Origin of the sequence: Stenotrophomonas sp. TWI700, from assembly GCF_039673645.1 — a bacterium.
Taxonomy (GTDB): domain Bacteria; phylum Pseudomonadota; class Gammaproteobacteria; order Xanthomonadales; family Xanthomonadaceae; genus Stenotrophomonas; species Stenotrophomonas maltophilia_AA.
In genome coordinates, this window is sequence record NZ_JBDJMB010000002.1 from 282,442 (window position 1) to 302,253 (window position 19,812).

General features: G+C 67.5%; 14 protein-coding genes. 6 read left to right on the forward strand and 8 right to left on the reverse strand.

Features of this window, described 5'->3' with window-relative positions; translation table 11 throughout:
• Positions 1 to 166: 166 nt before the first annotated feature.
• From ABE473_RS03080 to ABE473_RS03105, 6 genes are all read right to left on the reverse strand, one after another.
• Complete coding sequence (locus ABE473_RS03080) at positions 167 to 1,225, reverse strand: LacI family DNA-binding transcriptional regulator (RefSeq protein ID WP_121044030.1); 1,059 nt, start codon at positions 1,223 to 1,225, stop codon at positions 167 to 169.
• Positions 1,226 to 1,268: 43 nt separating this feature from the next.
• Complete coding sequence (locus ABE473_RS03085; RefSeq protein WP_346488453.1) at positions 1,269 to 2,849, reverse strand: family 43 glycosylhydrolase; 1,581 nt, start codon at positions 2,847 to 2,849, stop codon at positions 1,269 to 1,271.
• Between the two features lie 120 nt (positions 2,850 to 2,969).
• Positions 2,970 to 4,253 carry a TRAP transporter large permease gene (locus ABE473_RS03090; protein WP_346488454.1) on the reverse strand — a complete coding sequence of 428 codons (1,284 nt, stop codon included), beginning with the start codon at positions 4,251 to 4,253 and terminating at the stop codon, positions 2,970 to 2,972.
• Between the two features lie 3 nt (positions 4,254 to 4,256).
• On the reverse strand, positions 4,257 to 4,787 hold the full coding sequence (locus ABE473_RS03095; RefSeq protein WP_346488455.1) for a TRAP transporter small permease: 531 nt from the start codon (positions 4,785 to 4,787) through the stop codon (positions 4,257 to 4,259).
• Positions 4,788 to 4,799: 12 nt separating this feature from the next.
• Positions 4,800 to 5,804: a TRAP transporter substrate-binding protein gene (locus tag ABE473_RS03100; protein ID WP_346488456.1), complete on the reverse strand. Its 1,005-nt coding sequence runs from the start codon at positions 5,802 to 5,804 to the stop codon at positions 4,800 to 4,802.
• 37 nt (positions 5,805 to 5,841) lie between these two features.
• Positions 5,842 to 6,663: a 2-keto-4-pentenoate hydratase gene (locus ABE473_RS03105; protein WP_346488457.1), complete on the reverse strand. Its 822-nt coding sequence runs from the start codon at positions 6,661 to 6,663 to the stop codon at positions 5,842 to 5,844.
• A 151-nt stretch (positions 6,664 to 6,814) separates the two neighbouring features.
• On the opposite strand from ABE473_RS03105, the gene ABE473_RS03110 reads away from it, so the two are divergent.
• The 4 genes from ABE473_RS03110 (at position 6,815) to ABE473_RS03125 (ending at position 11,142) form a co-directional block, all read left to right on the forward strand.
• The gene (locus ABE473_RS03110; protein ID WP_346488458.1) at positions 6,815 to 7,807 is read left to right on the forward strand and encodes an alpha/beta hydrolase; all 993 of its coding nucleotides are present in this window, start codon (positions 6,815 to 6,817) and stop codon (positions 7,805 to 7,807) included.
• Positions 7,800 to 9,422, forward strand: coding sequence for a carboxylesterase/lipase family protein (locus ABE473_RS03115; protein WP_346488459.1), 1,623 nt, complete (start codon positions 7,800 to 7,802; stop codon positions 9,420 to 9,422). Before ABE473_RS03110 ends, ABE473_RS03115 begins: the two co-directional genes overlap by 8 nt.
• 220 nt (positions 9,423 to 9,642) lie before the next feature.
• Positions 9,643 to 10,233 (forward strand): cysteine dioxygenase family protein, encoded by a 591-nt coding sequence (locus tag ABE473_RS03120; RefSeq protein WP_346488460.1) that lies wholly within the window; start codon positions 9,643 to 9,645, stop codon positions 10,231 to 10,233.
• 69 nt (positions 10,234 to 10,302) lie between these two features.
• Entirely contained in the window at positions 10,303 to 11,142 is an 840-nt protein-coding gene (locus ABE473_RS03125) for a PhzF family phenazine biosynthesis protein (protein ID WP_346488461.1), read from the forward strand.
• A gap of 27 nt (positions 11,143 to 11,169) precedes the next feature.
• Here ABE473_RS03125 and ABE473_RS03130 read toward each other — a convergent pair whose 3' ends face one another.
• Together ABE473_RS03130 and ABE473_RS03135 are read right to left on the reverse strand one after the other, a co-directional pair.
• Entirely contained in the window at positions 11,170 to 14,931 is a 3,762-nt protein-coding gene (locus ABE473_RS03130; protein ID WP_346488523.1) for a LamG-like jellyroll fold domain-containing protein, read from the reverse strand.
• Positions 14,932 to 15,129: 198 nt separating this feature from the next.
• On the reverse strand, positions 15,130 to 17,889 hold the full coding sequence (locus tag ABE473_RS03135) for a TonB-dependent receptor (RefSeq protein WP_346488462.1): 2,760 nt from the start codon (positions 17,887 to 17,889) through the stop codon (positions 15,130 to 15,132).
• A 271-nt stretch (positions 17,890 to 18,160) separates the two neighbouring features.
• On the opposite strand from ABE473_RS03135, the gene ABE473_RS03140 reads away from it, so the two are divergent.
• Both ABE473_RS03140 and eda read left to right on the forward strand, forming a co-directional pair.
• Positions 18,161 to 19,177: a sugar kinase gene (locus ABE473_RS03140; RefSeq protein WP_346488463.1), complete on the forward strand. Its 1,017-nt coding sequence runs from the start codon at positions 18,161 to 18,163 to the stop codon at positions 19,175 to 19,177.
• Positions 19,164 to 19,802, forward strand: coding sequence for a bifunctional 4-hydroxy-2-oxoglutarate aldolase/2-dehydro-3-deoxy-phosphogluconate aldolase (eda, locus tag ABE473_RS03145; RefSeq protein ID WP_176990772.1), 639 nt, complete (start codon positions 19,164 to 19,166; stop codon positions 19,800 to 19,802). Before ABE473_RS03140 ends, eda begins: the two co-directional genes overlap by 14 nt.
• The last annotated feature ends 10 nt before the right edge of the window (positions 19,803 to 19,812 follow it).

Here is a 19,812-nt window from a genome sequence, read left to right on the forward strand (position 1 = left end):
TGATTGTAGCCAGTTGGTAAACCGGTGTCATTTTGCAGCGCACGATAGGTCGGGGCGGGCCCGGCGTGGTGTCCATGTCAGAAAAGCCGTGCGATCGGCAACCGATTGCACGGGCGCGTGGCGACGCGTTCATCATGAACGCGCGTCGTTGCCATCGCGGCGCGCGTCAATCCTCGGGCGGCTGGCAGGAATCGCGCACGATCAGGTGCGGGCGCACGCTGGCGTGCTGCATCACGGCCTGGCCATCGGGCTGGATCAGCATCGCGGCGGCGGTCCGGCCAGTGTCGCGGGTATGCCGGCGCACCGAGGTCAGCGACGGCCACAGGCGCGAGGCCAGCGGGCTGTCGTCGTAGCCGATGATCGAGAGCTGGCGCGGGATGTTGATGCCGGCGCGCAGCGCGACCTTGTAGATACCGGCGGCCATTTCATCGTTGCCGGTGAAGATGGCGGTCGGGCGCTGCTTGCCCAGCAGCAGCTTCTCGGCCGCGGCGACACCGGATTCGAAGGTGTAACCGGCCTCGACGATGCGTGCCGGCGGCAGCTCGATGCCGCGCTTGGCGAGCGCATCGATGAAGCCGGCCGTCCGCTCGTGCGCCGAGCGGTACGCGCTCGGGCCGGTCACCAGGGCGATGTCGCGGTGGCCCAGCGAGAGCAGGTAATCGGCTGCTTCGGCGGCGCCATCACGATCGTGGGTGACCACCATCTGCGAGGTATCGTCCAGCGGCAGCGAGGCGATGCGGGTGAAGCGGCAGCCGATTTCATCGAGCATGTCGACCAGTGCCTGGTCTTCGGACGCACGCGGCACCAGGATCACACCGTGCAGCTTCTGCTGCTGCACGAAGCGGCGCACGCCGTCGATATAGCCGGGGCTGCGTGAATCGCAGGGATGCACGACCAGCTCGAAACTGGAGCCGCGCAACGCATCCAGCGCACCGTACTGCATGTCCACGATGTACTGCGCGGTCGGGTTGTCGTACACCATCCCGATCAGGAACGAGCGACGGAACGCCAGGCCGCGGGCCAGCGGGTCCGGCGTGTAGCCGACCTCGCGCATCAGTGCTTCGACCTTCTCGCGCGTGTCCTTACGCACCAGCGGCGAGTTGTTGATGATGCGCGAGACGGTCTTCTTGGATACCCCGGACAGACGCGCGATGTCGTTGATCGTGGCGGCCTTGCCTTTGGTCAATCCGTGTGGCGACGGATCGGTTTTGCTGCGCAATGACATGTCGTTCAAACCGGGGATGAGTCAAGGGATTCTAGCGGGGAGCTCAATCGAGGGCGCGGTAGCGGAAATTCCGGAACTGGACCTTGCCGTCACCGGCAGCATAGAGCGCCGGCTTCAGGGCCAGGAACTTGCCCGCCACATTGTGATGGTAGCCGGAGACTTCCATCTGAACCGGGTACTTCTGCCAGGTTCTGCCATCGGTGCTGGAGTGGATGGTGACGATATGGCGGTTGTTGGTGACCCGCAGCCACAGCTTGCCACCGGTGGCGCTGGGGGCCAGCCGGGTGGGGCGCTCCTCCCCGTAGCGGTGCATGATGAACTTCTCGCCGTTGCTGCCCACGCCCACGTACAGGCGGTCGCTGTAGTAGAGCAGGGCACCGCCCACCGCGCCCGGGGCGATCTCCATCTCGACCTCGAACTGGTAGGCCTTGTCGCCGGCGATGGCGGTCAGCGGCGAGCTGTCGCGCGGGGTGCTGCCCTTGCCCTGCAGCTCCATGCCCTTGCCGGTGAAGGCCAGGCGCTTGTACTCGTCCTGGGCCGGGTTGAAGAACGACCACTGTGCGCCGAGGGTCTTGCCGCGGAAGTCATCAGACAACGCCATGCCGTGCTGGCCCACCGAGGTACCCGACGGCTTGGCGAGCGGCTGGCCGAGGTCGCCGCCCTTGGCCACGAACCAGCCATCGGCGGTCCATTCGATCGGCTCCAGCAGCGCCTGGCGGCCCAGCGTCCAGTACCCGTTCTCGTAGCCGTGGTACATCATCCACCAGCGCCCGTCGGTGCCTTCGATCACCGTGGCATGGCCGCGCGACCACCACGGCTCGGCGGCCGACCGGGTGCGCATGATCGGGTTGTTCGGCGCATTCACCCACGGGCCGTGGATCGAGCGCGAGCGCGCGGTGATCACCATGTGCCCGGTCGGCGGGCCGGCGGTGCCACCCACGGCGGTGGTCATGTAGTACCAGCCATCGCGGAAGTTGATCTTCGGGCCTTCCTGCGCATAGGCCTCCACATCCCAGCTTTCCGGGTATTTCCAGCCGTCGTAGACGTGCCTGGGCGTGCCGACCACGCTCAGGCCGTCATCGGCCAGCTGCACGTAGTCGCCGCCACTGAGGAACAGATAACGCTTGCCGTCTTCACCCACCGCGTGGCCCGGGTCGATATAGCCGCCCAGGCCGATGTCGATCGGCTCGCTCCACGGGCCCTTGATGCTGTCGGCCCAGACCACGAAGTTGCTGCGGGTCTCGCCGGTACGGGCGGGGAAATAGATGTAGTAGCGGCTGCCGTGCTTGACGATATCCGGGGCCCAGATCGCACCGACATTCCTGGTGATGGCATGGCCCAGCGGCTGCCAGTTGACCAGGTCGCGCGAGTGCCAGATCGGCAGGCCGGGGTAGGCATCGAACGAGGACAGGGTGAGGTAGTAGTCCTCGCCATCCTTGAGCACCGAAGGGTCCGGGCGATCACCGGCGAACACCGGATTGAGGAAAGTGCCGTTGCCCAGATCGGCCTGGCGCTGGTTCTCGATCCCGCGCTTCCAGGCGGTGGCCGGCTCGGCGGCGTGGCCGGCGCCGGCCAGCAGCAGGCAGGCGGTGGCGAAGCTCGCCAGGGTCTTTCTCAACTGCATCGTGTTTCTCCCGTTACGTATCGTGGACCTGCTGGAAGCACCCCAGCGGGATATCCTGGCCCTGCGCCATGACAGTGCAGGGCAGGGCGATCCAGCGCGGGGCTGCGAGCCGTCGCACGCTTACGCGCGCAGCAGGGCAGGCAGCCACAGCGACATGTCCGGGAAGAAGGTGACGATCAACAGCACGCCCAGCGCAGCGAACCAGAACGGCCAGATCGAGCGCATGCTCTCACCGACGCTGATCTTGCCGATCGCAGTACCGATGAACAGCACCGAGCCCACCGGCGGCGTCACCAGGCCCAGGCCACCGGTCAGCACCAGCACCAGGCCGAAGTGGATCGGATCGATGCCGTAGGCCTTGGCCACCGGCAGGAAGATCGGCGTGCAGATCAGGATCATCGGCGCCAGGTCCATGAAGGTGCCCAGCAGCAACAACATCACCACGATCATCAACAGCACCATGAACTGGCTGTGCGCGAACGACTGCAGGAAGTTGACCGCGGCCGACGGCACTTCCAGATACGCCAGCAGCCAGCCGAACACGGCCGCCGTGGCGATCACGAACAGGATCACGCCCGTGCTGCGCGCGGCATGGGTGACCGTGCCGAGGAACTCGCGCCAGTCGAGCTGGCGATACAGCACGGTGGTCACCAGCAGCGCGTAGACGACGGCAATCGCCGCACTCTCCACCGCGGTGAAGATGCCGGCGCGGATACCGATGAAGATCAGCGCGACCAGGCCCAGGCCGGGCAGGGCCGAGACCAGCCGCAGCAGCACCGCGCGCCAGCCCGGGAAGATTTCCACGCCGTAGCCGCGGCGACGGGCCACGACATACCCGGTGACCATCAGGGTAACGGTCATCAGCAGCGCCGGCACGATACCGGCCGCGAACAGATCGGCGATGGACAGGCCACCACCGGCCGCGGCCGAGAACAGGATCAGGTTGTGCGACGGCGGCACCAGCAGCGCGACCAGCGCGGCGGTGATGCTGACGTTGACCGCGAAGTCACGGTCGTAACCGCGCTTGACCATCTGCGGGATCATCGTGCCGCCGACCGCCGAGACGTCGGCGATGGCCGAACCGGACACACCACCGAAGAACAGCGAGGACAGGATCGAGACCTGGCCCAGGCCACCGCGCATGCGCCCAACCAGCGAGGACGCCAGTGAGATCAGGCGTTCGGAGATGCCGCCACGCATCATGATTTCGCCGGCGAAGATGAACAATGGAATGGCGATCAGCGAGGCCGAACCGGTGCCGGCGGAAATCTGCTGGACCAGCACCAGCGTCGGCAGATCCAGGTACCACAGGGTGGCCAGGGCGGCGGCGGCGAGCGCGAACGCGACCGGCACGCCGAGCAGCAACAGCACCGCGAACACGGTGAAAAGAATCGTAATACCCATGACTCAGCGATCTCCCTCGGCAACGGCATCGGCCGGCCGTACGGCCAGCGCCATCTGGTTCACGGCGAAGATCGCCATCAGCGCGCCACCGATCGACAGGGGCAGGTAGTTGATGCTCTGCGGCAGGTGGGCACCGGCGGCCTTGATGTCCAGGCCGTCCATGAGCAGCACGGCTGCCCACCAGGCGATGACCACGCCCAGCACGGCCACCACCAGCGCGGCGAACACATCGACCGCGCGGCGCAGACCCGGGCCCATGTGCGCGGCCAGCAGGAAGAAGCCGAAATGGCGGCGGGTATGCACGCCGGTGGCCGCGCCCAGGCTCATCGCGGTGGCGAGCAGCAGCAGCGTGACCGGCTCGGTCCAGCTGGGCGAATCATTGATCACGTAGCGGGCGAACACCTGCCAGCCCTGCACCACCACCAGGCCCAGCAGGGCGATCACGGCGATGTAGATCGCCACATCGGCGATGAGGTTGAGCAGGCGCTGCGGCGCGCTGGGGGTGATGATGGTGTCGGAAGTCGAGTCGGACATCGCGTCGGGGCCTCAGGCGAAGTCGCGGATGCGACGGGTGAGGGCGGCCAGCTCCGGCTGCTGCAGGTAACGCTGCAGGAGCGGGTCGGCGGCCTTGCGGAAGGCCGGCATGTCGACCTCGTTGAACGTGATGCCGAAGTCGGCGACGGCCTGGCGCGCGGTGCTTTCCGAGGCATCCCACTGCTCGCGCATCACCTGCACCGATTCACGCGCGGTCTCGATCACCAGGGTGCGGTCGGCCGGGCTCAGCGCATCGAAGCTCTGCCGCGACATCAGCAGCACGTCCGGCGCGTAGGAGTGATCACTCTGCGACCAGTAGTGCGCGGCCTCGAAATGACGGCTGGAATGGAAACTGCGCATGTTGTTTTCCGCACCGTCGATCATGTGCGTTTCCATGCCCGAGAAGGTATCGCCCAGCGACATCGGGGTCGGGTTGGCACCGAGCAGCCGCATCAGCTGGATGAAGATGTCCGAAGACGCCACGCGCAGCTTGAGGCCGTGCAGGTCCTTGGGCTCCACGATCGGGTGCTTGGTGTTGTAGAAGCAGCGCGCGCCGGAATCGTAGATCGCCAGACCGACCAGATCGCGGGTTTCAAAGCCCTGCAGGACCGTATCGGCGACGCCGCCATCGAGTGCGCGCCGCATGTGCGCCACCGACTCGAACACGTACGGCAGGCACAGGCCCTGGGTCAGCGGAAACGCGTTGTTGAGCGCGCCGGAGTAGACGCGGGTGATGTCGATGACGCCGAAGCGGGCCATGTCGATCGCCTCGGACTCACGGCCCAGCTGGCCGGAGTGGTACTGGCGCAGCCGCAGCCGGCCGCCGGTTTTTTCTTCCAGCGTCTGCCCGATCCATTTCACCGCGGTGACGGTGGGGTAGTCGGCAACGTGGACGTCGGTGGCGGTCAACAGCTGCGCACCGGCCGGTGCGGCGTTGGACGACCGTGAACAGGCCGTCAGCGCGGGCGCGGCAAGCGCGCCCAGACTGGTAGCCAGGATACTTCTGCGAGTGAACATCTGCGCCCTCCCAAGCGTGCTCGCCATGTCCGCGCGGTCAACCGGCGGCGATGGCCTTGCAGGTAATGTCGCCGTAACCGACGAAACGGATCAATGCTTCCTGGCCCACGGCGATGTCATGGATGCCGGTGGCGTTGCCACTGGCGATCAGATCACCCGCCTTCAGCGGTCGGCCGCGCTGCGCCGAACGGGCCAACGCGAACGCGTAGGCAGTGCGCAGGCCGCCGGGCAGCAGGGTGGCGCCACCGGTACCGACCACCTGGCCTTCGATGCGGGTCTCCGCACGCAGGTCGGCATCGTCCAGGCGGGTCCAGTCCGCGATTTCGGTGCCCAGCACCAGGCCGTTGTTGTTGCCGAAATCCGACACCACCACGCGCGGGCCGAGCTTGTTGATCGTCGCCAACGGGCTGCTCGCCACCTCGACGCCGATGAAGAGCCTGGCGGGCAGTGCCTCGGCGTCTTCCGGCGTCCAGTGCAGCTTGTCCGCCGGAGCGTCTTCCTGCAGCTGGATCACATACTCGGCTTCGACCGCGCCGAAGCCACCGACGAACACCGGAATCTCGACTGTTCCACCGGTAGCATTCCAGAGCTGGCGCGCGAAGATCGGGCCCAGCAGGCGGTCATCGCCAGACCCGTCGCGGCGTTCGGCGGCGATGTAGCCGACCTTCCAGCCGACCACCTGGTCGTCCCACAGCGCGATGGCCTGGTCCTGTACCTGATAGGCGGTGACGAGGTCTTCCGGGATGGTGCCCGGGAAATCCGGCAGGGATTGGCCGTGTTGGCGGGCGCTGACGAAGTGCCGGGCGATCTCGCCCAACCCCTGGTCGGGCAGGTCCTGTTTGCCGTGGTCGTTGCTCAAGCGGGTCTCCCGGAAAATTGTTGCACTGCCAATCGACAGCGGTTGGATGAGCTGTATATGGTAAACCGGTGTCATTGGCAATGTGCAGCGCATCAGAAGCGCTGCCGGTCAGGCACGATGCCTGTTTCCTCTACCGGAAGGACGTCCCCGGATGCGCCGTTGCCTTGTGTTGCCTTCGTTGATCCTCCCGCTGCTGGTCAGCGGCGTAGCGCCTGCGGCCGAGCGCGCCGTCCCGGAGACCGAACCCGCCGCCGGCGCACCGGACCGCATTGCACTGTGGCCGGAGGGCCAGGTGCCAAGCGAATCCGGCCCGGCCACGGTCCCCCACGTGATCGAGCGCAGCGCCGATCCCGCACTGCCGGACCGCTACATCGACAACGTCAGTGCGCCTTACCTCGTCGTGTACCGGCCGGCACGCCCGAATGGCAGCGCCCTGCTGGTGGTGCCCGGTGGCGGCTACCAGCGCATCGTGCTGGACAAGGAAGGCACCGCCCTGGTGCCGGCCTTCGTGGAGCAGGGTGGCGTGACCCTGTTCGTACTGCGTTACCGGCTGCCTGCCGGCCGCAGCGATCGGCAAGCGGCGCTGGCCGACGCGCAACGCGCGATGCGGGTGATCCGCGCGGATGCCGCCCGCTGGCAGATCGATCCGGCACGTATCGGGGTCATGGGCTTCTCGGCCGGCGGACACGTCGCCGCGCGGCTGAGCAACGGCTTCGATGCCCCGGTCTATCCCCACCGCGATGCCATCGATGCACTCAGCGCACGCCCGGATGTCGCCCTGCTGATCTACCCGGTGATCGACATGGGCACGCATGCGCATACCGGCTCGCGTACCCGCCTGCTCGGGCCGCATGCGGATGTGGCGCTGCAGCAGCAGTTTTCGATGCAGGGTCAGGTCCGCACCGATACGCCACCGACCTTCCTGGTGCATGCGCAGGACGACAACGTGGTCCCGGTGCACAACAGCCTGGTCTATTACCAGGCGCTGCTGCATGCCGGCGTCTCCACCGAAATGCATCTGTTCCCGTCCGGCGGCCATGGCTTCGGCGTGCGCATCCCGGCCGGTCTGACCGTCGCGCAGTGGCCCGGACTGGCCCTGCGCTGGATTCCTTCGCGCCATACGGAGCCTGCGCGCCATGACTGATTTCCCCGCCGATCTGCAACGGCGTCGTTTCCTGCGTGACAGCGCGCGCTATGCCGTGATGCTGGGTGCGACCAGCCTGCCACTGCTGCCCGCCTTCGCCGGCGTGCCCGGCCCGCGCCACGATGCCGCGCCGCTGGCGCGCGTGCGCAGTGGTCGCGTGCGCGGACAGCTGGAGCAGGGCATCCACGTGTTCCGCGGCATTCCCTACGGCGCCGATACCGCCCCCCGGCGCTTCCAGCCGGCCGTGCAGGAATCGGCGTGGCCGGGCGTGCGTGATGCGCTGGCGTACGGCCATGCCGCGCCGCAGGGCGGCAGCGAAGGGCCGGGCAGCGAAGACTGCCTCTACCTCAATGTGTGGACCCCGGCGCTGCGCGATGGCGGCAAGCGACCGATCGTGTTCTACATCCATGGCGGTGCCTACAACAATGGCTCGGGCAGCGACCCGCTGTACGACGGCAGCGCGTTGTGCCGGCGCGGCGACGTGGTCGTGGTCACGGTCAACCATCGCCTCAACGTGTTCGGCTATCTGTACCTGGCGCAGCTGGGCGATGCGCGGTTCGCCGATTCCGGCAACGTCGGCCAGCTCGATCTGGTGCAGGCGCTGCAGTGGGTGCGCCAGCATGCACACGAGTTCGGCGGCGATGCGGGCAACGTCACCGTGGTCGGCCAATCCGGCGGCGGCGCGAAGATCGCCACGCTGATGGCGATGCCCGCCGCGCGCGGCCTGTTCCAGCGCGCGTGGACCATGAGCGGGCAGCAGGTCACCGCCGCCGGCCCGCGTGCGGCCACCCAGCGCGCGCAGATCGCGATGCAGGCGGTCGGCGCGGCCGATGCGGAGGCGCTGCGCACGATGCCGATGGACGCACTGCTGGCCGCCACCCGTGCGCGCGACCCGTCGCGCGTGGAGAACAGCAGCCTCTACGTCGGGCCGGTGCTCGACGGGCGATCGCTGCCGGTGCATCCGTTCTGGCCGGAGGCACCCGCGCAGTCCGCCGGGATTCCGATGGTGATCGGCAACACCCACGATGAAACCCGCGCCTTCCTCGGCAACGACCCGGCCAACTTCGCCCTCACCTGGGAGACGCTGCCGGCCAAACTGGAGAAGGAACAGTACGTGGACCTGCTGCCGTCGGTGGTGATCGCCGAGTACCGCCGCCTGTATCCGCACTACACGCCGTCGGAGGTGTTCTTCGCGGCCACCACCGCGGGCCGCTCCTGGCGGGGGGCGGTGGAGGAGCTGGAGGCGCGTGCGCGCCAGGGCGCACCGACCTGGTCCTATCAACTCGATTGGGGCTCGCCGCTGGACGGCGGCAGATTCGGTGCCTTCCACACGCTGGATATCCCGCTGGTGTTCGACAACACCGACCGCCCCGGTTCGCGCACCGGTGACGGTGAAGAGGCCACCCGCGTGGCGGCCACGATGAGCGAGGCGTTGATCGCCTTTGCCCGCCATGGCGATCCGAATCATGGCGCACTGCCACGCTGGCAGACCTATTCGCTCGCCCGCCGCGAAACGATGCTGTTCGACGCCACCTCGCAGCAGGCCGAGGACCCGCGCGGTGGCGAGCGCCGTCTCTATCAGCAGGCCCCCTTCATTCAACGAGGCACGTTCTGATGCGCCGTTCGTCCTGGCTGCTGGGCAGCGCGCTGTTCGCCCCGCTGATTACCGCGGAACTGCCCCGACCGGTCCCGTCGCTGCGACCGTTGCTCATCCCCTGATCGATAGGCAAATGCGACGATTTCTTTCGAATGGATCGTTACGTCGGGGATCGTGGGTCGATTGGATGTGATTCAGGTCAAACACGCTGTTCACCGGGATCGCCTAGACTCGGGGCATGCAAGACAAAAGCAACCCGTTTCCGCCGTTCCATGGTCGTGATCGATTGATCGCTGCGGTTGACCATGCCGTCCAGCACGAGCACGCGCACCAGATCGCCGCCACGCTGCGGGCGGCATTGCGCGAAGCAATCGCCGACAGCCGCATCCAGCTGCCGGCCTGCGTGCACCACCCGATCGAGGATCACTACGCCCGCCGCGAGCTGTACCGCAGCCCGGTGCACGGCTACAGCATCGTCGCGATGAGCTGGGGGCCGGGCCAGGGCACGCCGCTGCACGACCACAGCGGGTTGTGGTGCGTGGAGGGGGTCTGGCTGGGCCAGCTGGAGATCACCCAGTACCAGCTGCTGGAGCGCGACGGCGAGCGCTTCCGTTTCCGCCCGGAGCCGCCCGTGCTGGGCGACTGCGGCAGTGCCGGCAGCCTGATCCCGCCGCACGAGTACCACACCCTCCGCAATACCAGCGATGACGACCTGGCGATCTCGGTGCACGTCTACCAGGGCGAGATGACCCGCAGCGCGATCTTCGAGCCGGAGGCCGATGGCTGGTACCAGCGCCGCGTGCAGGTGATGGAAACCGACGCGGCCTGACGCCGCGCTCGACCGGACGGCGGCGTGGCGCGCATCATGCGCGTTCCACCCGTTTCCCGATGTTCCGCCATGCCCACGCTGCCGTTCCAACAGGTCAATGTCTTCAGCCGGGATCCACTGCGCGGCAATCCGCTGGCCGTGGTGCTGGAGGCCGAAGGCATCGACGACACGCGGATGGCCGCGTTCGCCCGCTGGACCAACCTGAGCGAAACCACCTTCCTGCTGCCGCCGACCGATCCACGGGCGGACTATCGCGTGCGCATCTTCACTACGCTGGAAGAGCTGCCGTTCGCCGGGCATCCGACCCTGGGCAGCTGCCATGCCTGGCTGGCGCAGGGCGGCGTGCCGAAGGGCGAGGACATCGTGCAGGAGTGCGGTATCGGCCTGGTACGCATCCGGCGCAGCGACGCGGGTCTGGCGTTCCTGGCGCCGCCGCTGCTGCGGGGCGGGGCGTTGACGCCGGACCTGCGCGAGCGCGTCCGGCGCGGCCTGGGCGTGGCGGCGGAGGACGTCGTGGATGCGCGCTGGGCGGACAACGGCACCGGCTGGCTCGCGCTGCGGCTGCGCGATCGTGCGGCGGTACTAGCCGTCCAGCCGGACTATGCGCAGCTGGAAGGCCTGAAGGTCGGTGTGTTCGGGCCGTGGCAGCCCCGCGATGGCAACGAGGCCCAGTACGAGAGCCGCGCCTTCATCGCGGGCGACGCCGCGCCGGAGGATCCAGCCACGGGCAGCCTCAATGCGGGGATCGCACGCTGGCTGCTGGCCACCGGCGAAGCGCCGGACCGCTATGTGATCAGCCAGGGCACGGCGATCGGCCGTGCCGGCCGCCTACGGGTGGAGCGCGTAGGCGATGCGCTGTGGATCGGCGGGGACTGCGTGACCTGCATCGAGGGGCAGGTCACGCTGTGAGCCAAGGCAGCCATGCCTGGCATGGCGCTACCGGTCCAGCGTCACCACGTTGTTGCGCTGGGTCACCTCGGCGGCGCCGTCGGCCTGCATGACACGCACGCGCAGGCCACTGCGGTTACCGGCCGGCAACGGCAGGCGCACGGTGGCGGTCTTCGGCACCAGATCGCTCGGCGCGGCCAGGCCCGGAATCTCGACCCGGGCCAGCTCACGGCCCTTGGCATCTTCCAGCACCGCCACGCCCACACCGGTGGCGACATGGCCCAGGCTGTGCACGGTCACCTGCACCTGGCCGCCCTCCACGCGCACATCGCCGCGCCCGATGCCGAGGTCGGCTCGCTGTTCGACCAGTGTCCCGGCCTGCACCAGCGCGAACTCGAACACCTGGCTCTGGCCCGGCACGAAGCGCAGCGTGGTCGAGGCACTGCGCTCCAGGGTGAGATCACGCGTGGTGGCCTTGCCGTCGATGGCGTCATCGCCGTCGCGGTCCACGCCGCTGGTCATCCGCCATTGGCCAGCGGTGACATTCCAGGTGCTCATCTCCGCGTCCACCGCGTGCTTGCCCAGGTTGTAGGCGATCACCTTGAAGCGGTCCGGCGAGGGCGCATGCACCAGTAGCGCGACCTGCTCGGCTGCGTCCGGCTGGGCGAAGCGCCAGCTCACGGTGTGGCCCGGCCAGCTCTGGTTGCGCTTCAGCGCGATGCCGCCCAGCCGCGCACGCTGCAGGAATTCGCTGGGCGCTTCGACACGGTCGGACCACCAGTGGCCTTCGGTGTTCATGTACTCGCGCTGCGCCTTGGCCTGAATGCCGTCGGCGTGCAGCGCTTCGAGGTATTTCTTGTCCCCGGTCGCCTGCCATGCCATCAGGCTGGCGAAACCGGTGCTGCCAGCGTCGGCATCACGGATGAAACGCGGGTTCCACTCGGCACCGCGGCCGAGCGCCTCGACATAGTTCTCGCCCAGGTTGGACAGCGCCCCCGGGCCACCGCGCTCGACGCGGTAATCCAATGCCTTGAGGTACTTGTCATCGCCGGTCCAGCGCCATGCCGCCCAGAAGGTATGCATGATGTCGCCGCTGCCCGAGCCGTTGTTGAGCTCACCGCCGCGGGTCTTGCCGGTCGCCCAGTGGATCTCGTTGGGCAGCGCCCAGCGGCCCTTGTCGTCGGTGTAGGCGTGGGCGAGGTAGCCATCGGCCAGCCCGGTCACCAGCTTGCGGCCGGTCGGATCGGCGTTGTACTGGCCGATCAGGAACGCCGGGTGCAGCACCGGGAACGAGTACGGCTTCTGCCACTGCCAGTTCGGTTCGCGGTAGACCTTGTTGCCGCCGAACCAGTTGCTGGAGAACAGCAGATGCCCCTGCGGGTTGGGCAGGATGATGCGTTCGTCGAAGGCCTTCACCGTTTCCATCAGGCGCTCGACGGTGAGCGGATCGCCCCAGTTGAGGTAGAGCATCGCGCTGTTGGTGTTGATGCCCTCCTCGTAGGCATGCAGCTCATCGGTTTCGATGGTGCTCAGGCCGTTGCTGAACATGCCATTGCGGTAGACCGCATCGGACAGCGCGGTCAGCGAGGCATTGAGCTTGTCCGGCTGCACGCCCATCAGGGCCAGGCCCGGCCACTGCTGGGTCAGGTCGGAGTCGTCGGAGATGCCGCCACCGAAGTCGCCATAGGCGATCTGGCGGTTGTCGATCCACCAGTCGATGAAGCGGCGCACGTACTTGAGGTCTTCGGTCTGCGCGAACGCCCACTGCGGCACGCCCTTGGGGGCCTGCGGCGGGGTGAACGACGGTTTGCCCTGGCTGTTGTAGCTGATGTAGTTCCAGTACAGCCGGCCGAGTTCGTGGTCCGGATCGACCCGCAGCAGGTCGCTGAGATCGGCATACACGCGCGCGTAGAGGCGCTGTCGCTTGGACGTGGTGTGCTCTTCGACCAGGAAGCCCCAGTTGTCGCGGACCTGGTTGAAGCGATCGGCCAGATGTTCTTTCTTCGCCTCCTCGCGATCCTTGTAGACCATGCGGATCTCGGCACCGTCCAGCGAAGTGGCGTTGAAGCCGGGGGCGGCCGAGGCGATGGAGATCCACAGGCTGTCGGCGGTGAGGATGCGGTCGCGCAGGTCCAGCCACAGGGTGCGCTTCTGGCCCGGCTTGACCGAGACCGACACGTCGATCATGTCGCGCGCCGGCCAGATCGGATCCTTGATGCGGATGTTGAGCGGGATCAGGCCGTCCTGCGTGGCGGGCAGATCGAGCGCGGGCAGATCGATCGCCACGCCATCCAGGCCGTCATGCATGTTCTCCCAGCTGTGCGCCCAGCTGCGGATCAGCGGCTGCGCGGCCGGTGCGTCGCTCACGCCGGAGGGAATCATCACGTGCACGATCGGCAGCGGCTGCGCGGGCAGCGTATCGGCCGTGCGCTTGCGTGAGCCGGCGCCCTTGGGCAGCGCCATCACCGTGCTGCGTTCGGGCGCCGGGTAGCGACCGTCGATGTACGCGCGCAGTGCAGCGATGTTGGTGTAGTCCGGCAGGGCCTGGCTGTCGATCAGGTAGCGCTGCTTGACCGTGCCCTCCGGCTCGGCGGCATCGCTGACCTGGTAGGCCCAGATTTCCTGGATCGGGGTTTCCTGCGCGGTGTTGCGGAAGTGCAGCACGCCGCCTTCCTGCGCGGGAATCGGGTTGACGCTGCGGACGAGGCCCTGCGGACGCTCGAAAAGCGTCTGCGCCGGCTGGCCATCCACGCTGTGGCTGAGCCCGCCGAAGGCGGCGCCGCGCACTTCGATGCGGTTGACGGTCTCACCGGCCGGCAGGGTCAGGTCGAGCTGCTGGCCACCGTCGACATAGGTATTCCAGTCCGGCAGCTGGAAGTAATCATTGCGCCCCGGCAGGCGCGAGCGGTTGTAGACGCCCGGCCAGGTCGTTTCGGCGATGCCGTCGGTGGCCTTCCACATCCACTGCTTGTGGTCCTTGGTATCGGCGAACTCGACCTTGCGGATCGTGGTGGTCGGTGCGGTCAACGCCGGCGGCGGGGCGGCGTCCCAGCCGTGGCGATGGCGCCAGGCGCGCATCGGGTCCGGCCCGGCGACGGCGGTAGTGGGGGCGCCATTGCGGGCCAGTGCGGCCATGCCGGCCGGATCGAGCAGGCGGTCGTAGACGCGGATCTCGTCGAAATCGCTGCCACGCAGGAAGTTGTAGCGGCTCTGCACCTGGTAGGGCGCCATCACGCGCGCGGCCAGGCCGAGCTGGTCGAGCGCGGCGTCGTAGTCGGCCGTGGTCTCCTGGCGGGCGACCTCCCTGCCGTCCACGTAGAGGCGCACGCCGTGGTCTTCGTCCCAGCCGAAGGCGATGTGCTGCCACTGCTGCGGCGAGGGGTTCTTATCGAGTTTGAACGACACGCGCGTGCGCGCCAGGTTGGCATCGGTGACGAAGGCATCGAAACCGTGGCCGTTCCAGTCGATGCGCAGCCAGGCCATGTCCCAGCTGCTGTGGTCGGCGTAGCCGACCCGGAAGATCACGAAGGGTGCTTCACCCACCGCGTAGCGCGCGCGCCAGAAGAAGCCGAGCGTGCCGCGCTGGGCCTGGATGTTGCCCGGTGCGTTCCAGGACAGCACGCCGTCGTCTTCCCACTGGATCGCCGATCCGCGTGCGCCATCGGCGACGCGTTTCACCTTGTCCTGGAAGTTCGGGACGGCATCGCCGTGGGCGGTGTCGGCGCTGAAGCCGGTATCGGCCGAAACATGGAACAGCAGCTGCGGCGCCTCTTGTGCCCAGGCTCCGGCGCTGCCTGCCAGCAGCAGCATCAGCAGGCTGGTCGAAAGGCGGGTGCTACGGGGCAAACGGACAGCGTGAAACAGCATGGCAGGTTCCTTTCGACAACTCATCGGTACGGCAGTGACCTGCACGCAACGCACGCTAGCAAAGCGGCGGCTCCCCAACATCTTGCGACGCAGCAGCCGGCGGCGTGATCGCTCACGCCGCCGGTGGGTAGTGCCGTTGAATCAGAACTTGTAGCGCACGCCGAGCAGGAACTGGCGGCCGGTTTCGGTGTACTGCAGCGGCAGCTGACCGGTCGCCGGCGAGTAGACCCACTCGTCGGAGGCTTCGTTGGTCAGGTTGATGCCTTCCAGGCTCAGCTCGAGCTGGTCACTGATCGTGTAGCGGATCGAGGCATCCAGGACCGTGGTGCCGGTCATGCCGTGGTAACCATCGAGGTTGAAGCCCGCTTCCGTACCCGGAGCCTGGGTCAGGTAGTCATCGCGGTTGGTCGCCGAAACGCGGCCGGAGAAGACCTTCCCTTCGTAGAACAGGGTGGCGTTCCAGGACGACTTGGACAGACCGGTCAGGTCGGTCTTCATCACCGGCTGGCCGGCGGCGTTGATGTACTGGATCTGCGATTCCACCCAGGTGTAGTTCAACTGCACGCCCAGGTTGGACCACTTGCCGGGCAGGAAGGTGAAGGGCTGGGTGTAGTTGGCTTCCACGCCGTGCAGTTCGCCACCGGGGGTGTTGACCGGACGGCTGTAGGTGAAGTCATCGGCCGGCGAGGCACCGGTACCGATCAGCAGCGAGGCGGGCAGGCCACTGTCGGAGTAAGGGCGCACTTCGCGGGTGGTCTGCACGAAGCTCTCGATGTCCTTGTAGAACAGGCCGATACCGGCCATCGCGCCTTCGGCGAAGTACCACTCGAAGCCGAGGTCGACGTTGGTCGCACGGATCGGTTCCAGGTCCGGGTTGCCGCTGGAGATGGTGCGTGCACCACCGGCCACCGCCACCGTGGCGCCAGGCGTCAGGCTGCCCAGGCCCGGGCGGCTCATCACCTTGGCGGCGCCGAGGCGGATCAGGAAGTCAGGGCTGACTTCGGCCACCAGGTTGAACGAGGGCAGGGTGTCGTTGTAGGTGCGGTTCTCCGTGGTGGAGACCGTACCGGTGGCCAGGGTGGACAGGCCGGTGGAGCTCTGCTTGGTGCGCACGTAACGCACGCCCACATTGCCCGACAGCGGCAGCGCGCCGATCTCGGTGGAGAACTCGCCCATCAGGTATGCGCCGCGGTCCTTTTCTTCGACGCTGCGCACGTTGTTGGCGCGCGGGGCAACGGCGAAGATGCCGCTGTTGCTGTAGATGTCGAACTGATCAGCGATTGCGTTCAGATCCGGCACCACCCAGTTGGACGGGCTGCCGTTGATGCCCTTCAGGCCGGCCTGCGCGGTCATGTCCACCGGCACGCTCTTGGTGCCGTCGGCGAAGTTGGGCACGGCCAGTTCGCTGGCGCGGCGCAGTTCGGTGGTCTTGAAGGTGTAGTCCTTGGCGAGCACGCCGCCCTTCAGGCGGAATCCGGGGCTGATGTTCCAGTTGAAGTCGATCTGGCCGGTATCGAAGTCATTGTCCACGTACTGCGGACGCAGGCGGATTTCCGCCAGTTCCCAGCCCGCGGGGTTGGTCGGGTCGATGCCGTAGTTCAGCGTCGGGAACCGGCTGTTGCCCCGGTAGTCGTAGCTGTAATTGTCGACGTCGTACTTGTCCATGATGATCGTGGTCTGGACCGGGTTCTCGTGCTTGGAGCGCGAGATGCCGACCTTGCCGGACAGGGTGAAGTCATCACCGAAGCGGTGCTGGCCGTTCAGGCTGAGCTGCTTGAACTCGGTGCTCCACTCGTCATGGCGGTTTTCGGTGCGGATATCGACGTTGTCGAACTCGCCGTAGACCAGCGCGTTGTTCTCGATCACGCCGTTCTTGACGATCGTCGCCGGCTTGCCGACCAGACGCGGCGTGGTGCTGGTGCCACGGCTGAAGGAAATCGCCTCGATGTAGTGCTCGTCGCGGGTGGCGTCGATCTTCGAGTACAGCGCGTCCAGCGAGATCTCGGTGGCGTCGCTGGGCTTCCACTGCAGGGTGCCGGTCACGCCCAGGCGCTTCTGCTCATGCTCCATCTGCACATAGCGCGGGAAGCGCGGGTGGTAGACGTTGGCCGAGCGCGCGGCGGCGAACGGCGAGGCGGCGTTGAAGTTGCCGTTGCTCGGACCGTTGGCCCAGCGGCCGGTGTTGGAGCCTTCTTCCAGCGCCTGGCGCTCGGAATAGGCGACCGACAGCAACGCACCGAAGGTGCCGTCGGCAAAGGTGTTGGAGATCAGTGCGGCCATGCGCGGGTCGGCTTTCTCGGCCATCGCGTTGTAGCCGGCCTGGCCGCTGGCGGCAAAGGTGAAGCCGTCATAGTCGAACGGGCGCGCGGTGCGCAGGTCGACCGTGGCACCCAGCGAGCCTTCCTCGACGTCCGCCGAGGCGGTCTTGCGCACCATCAGCTGCGAGAACAGGTCCGAGGCGAACACGTTGAAGTCGAAGCCACGGCCACGGTTGGTGCCGCCGCTCTGGTCGCCGGCGCCGACGGTGGTCAGCGCTTCCATGCCGTTGATGCGCACGCGGGTGAAATCCGGGCCCAGGCCGCGCACCGAGATGTTGCGGCCTTCGCCGGCTTCGCGGGTGATGACCACGCCGGGGATGCGCTGCAGCGACTCGGCCAGGTTCAGATCCGGGAATTTGCCGATATCCTCGGCGACGATGGCGTCGACCACGCCGGCTTCGCCACGCTTGATGTCCAGCGCCTTCTCGACACTGGCGCGGTAGCCGGTGACCGTGACGGTGTCCAGCTCGGTGGGGTTGGTGGTGCCCGCATCCTGGGCCAGCGCGGTACCACTCAGCGCCAGGCCGATCGACAATGCGAGCAAGGTAACCGGTGTCTTTTTCTGCGTGTTCTGGACTTGCATGTTTTCCCTCTCCCAAGGTGCTACATGAAACAGCTATCCAACGACATGTCAGTGCAATGACACCGCTGGTCAGGGCGGACGTTAACAGCCCGTTACTGATCCGGCATCTTGCACCGCAGCAGACTTTCATTGTCCCGCAGACGCTTGCAGGACAGTGGTTCCGACATTCGGGACAGGTGGACGGGGCGACGTCCATCGCTAGAATGACACCGCTAGCCATTGCTGCTGGACGTCCTCGCGGCGTCCGCGGCCCTCACAAGGATCCAGGACCATGAGTCGTGTTGTCTGTTTCGGAGAGTTGTTGCTGCGCATGAGTGCCCCCGGGCGTGAGCTGCTGCTGCAGCACCCGCAGTTGATGGTCCACGCCGGTGGCGCGGAAGCCAACGTCGGTGTCTCGCTGGCCCACCTCGGGCATGCGGTATCGGCAGTCAGCACGGTGCCGGCCAACCCGCTGGGCGAGTACGCACTGGGCGAACTGCGCCGGCATGGCGTGGACACCACCGCGGTGCGCCGCGCCGACGGCCGCATGGGGCTGTATTTCCTGACCACCGGTGCGGTCCAGCGCGCGAGCGAAGTGGTCTACGACCGCGCCGACTCGGCCTTCGCCAACAGCAGCGCCGCCGACTATGACTGGGACACGCTGCTGGCCGGCGCCGACTGGCTGCACCTGTCCGGGGTCAGCCCGGCGCTCAACCCGGCCATGGCCCAGGCCACGCTGGCGGCGGCGCGTGCCGCCTGCGCGCGGGGCGTGAAGGTGTCATTCGACGGCAACTTCCGGCCGTCGCTGTGGGCGCGCTGGCAGGGCGATGCGCCCGGCATCCTGCGCGAGCTGTTCGCCTGCGCCGATCTGCTGTTCGCCGATTACCGCGACATCGGCGTGGTGCTCGGCGGCAGCTTCGAGCAGGCCGATGTGCGTGAGCGTGTCGATGCAGCCGCCGCACAGGCCTTCGCCGCGTTCCCGCGTCTGCAGTGGATGGCCTGCACCCAGCGCACCCCGCACAGCGTGGACAACCATGCACTCGGGGCGATGCTGGTCGGCCGCGATGGCACCCGCGCCGTGGCGCCGACCCGCGAGATGATCGGCATCGTGGACCGCATCGGCGGGGGCGATGCCTTCGCCGCCGGCATCCTGCATGGCATGATGCGCGGCTTCGCGCCGGACATGATCGTGCGCTTCGGCCTGGCCGCAGGCTGCCTGAAGCACTCGATCCCCGGCGACTTCAACCCTGTCAGCGAGGCTGACATCATGGCCCTCACGGGCGAGGAGCGATTCGATGTCCGGCGCTGATCCGCGCGTACGCGCAGTCCTGAAACTGGCCCCGGTGATTCCGGTGTTCACCCCGGAAAGTGTCGAGGACGCCGTCGAGGTCGCGCGTGCACTGTTCAACGGCGGCCTGCCGGTGATCGAAGTGACGCTGCGCACGCCGATGGCGATGGACGCGATCCAGGCGATGGTCGAGGCCGTGCCCGATGCCGTGGTCGGCGCCGGCACCGTGCTGACCGCCGCGCAGATGGAGAAGGTCAAGCAGGTGGGCGGCCGCTTCGCGGTGTCGCCCGGCGCGACGCCGCGGTTGTACGCGGCCGCACGCGATACCGACCTGCCGTTCCTGCCGGGCGTGGCGACCTCCTCGGAGCTGATGCTCGGCCTGGAGCACGGCCTGGATACGTTCAAGTTCTTCCCGGCGGTGCAGGCCGGCGGCGCGGCCATGCTGTCGGCCTGGAACGGCCCGTTCGGCGATGTGCGGTTCTGCCCGACCGGCGGCATCAGCGCGCAGACCGCACGCGATTTCCTGCACCTGCCCAACGTGCTGTGCGTGGGCGGCTCCTGGCTGACCACGCGGGCGCTGCTGCAGGCCAGGGACTGGGCCGGCATCGAGCAGCTCGCGCGCGATTCGGCCGCGCTGGTCGGCTGAGTCCGCATCG

Bases quoted from the DNA above. Each gene is read 5' to 3' on its own strand.
- ABE473_RS03080 (WP_121044030.1), bottom strand. From the start codon at position 1,225: ATGTCATTGCGCAGCAAAACCGATCCGTCGCCACACGGATTGACCAAA.
- ABE473_RS03085 (WP_346488453.1), bottom strand. From the start codon at position 2,849: ATGCAGTTGAGAAAGACCCTGGCGAGCTTCGCCACCGCCTGCCTGCTG.
- ABE473_RS03090 (WP_346488454.1), bottom strand. From the start codon at position 4,253: ATGGGTATTACGATTCTTTTCACCGTGTTCGCGGTGCTGTTGCTGCTC.
- ABE473_RS03095 (WP_346488455.1), bottom strand. From the start codon at position 4,787: ATGTCCGACTCGACTTCCGACACCATCATCACCCCCAGCGCGCCGCAG.
- ABE473_RS03100 (WP_346488456.1), bottom strand. From the start codon at position 5,804: ATGTTCACTCGCAGAAGTATCCTGGCTACCAGTCTGGGCGCGCTTGCC.
- ABE473_RS03110 (WP_346488458.1), top strand. From the start codon at position 6,815: ATGCGCCGTTGCCTTGTGTTGCCTTCGTTGATCCTCCCGCTGCTGGTC.
- ABE473_RS03115 (WP_346488459.1), top strand. From the start codon at position 7,800: ATGACTGATTTCCCCGCCGATCTGCAACGGCGTCGTTTCCTGCGTGAC.
- ABE473_RS03120 (WP_346488460.1), top strand. From the start codon at position 9,643: ATGCAAGACAAAAGCAACCCGTTTCCGCCGTTCCATGGTCGTGATCGA.
- ABE473_RS03125 (WP_346488461.1), top strand. From the start codon at position 10,303: ATGCCCACGCTGCCGTTCCAACAGGTCAATGTCTTCAGCCGGGATCCA.
- ABE473_RS03130 (WP_346488523.1), bottom strand. From the start codon at position 14,931: ATGCTGCTGCTGGCAGGCAGCGCCGGAGCCTGGGCACAAGAGGCGCCG.
- ABE473_RS03135 (WP_346488462.1), bottom strand. From the start codon at position 17,889: ATGCAAGTCCAGAACACGCAGAAAAAGACACCGGTTACCTTGCTCGCA.
- ABE473_RS03140 (WP_346488463.1), top strand. From the start codon at position 18,161: ATGAGTCGTGTTGTCTGTTTCGGAGAGTTGTTGCTGCGCATGAGTGCC.
- eda (WP_176990772.1), top strand. From the start codon at position 19,164: ATGTCCGGCGCTGATCCGCGCGTACGCGCAGTCCTGAAACTGGCCCCG.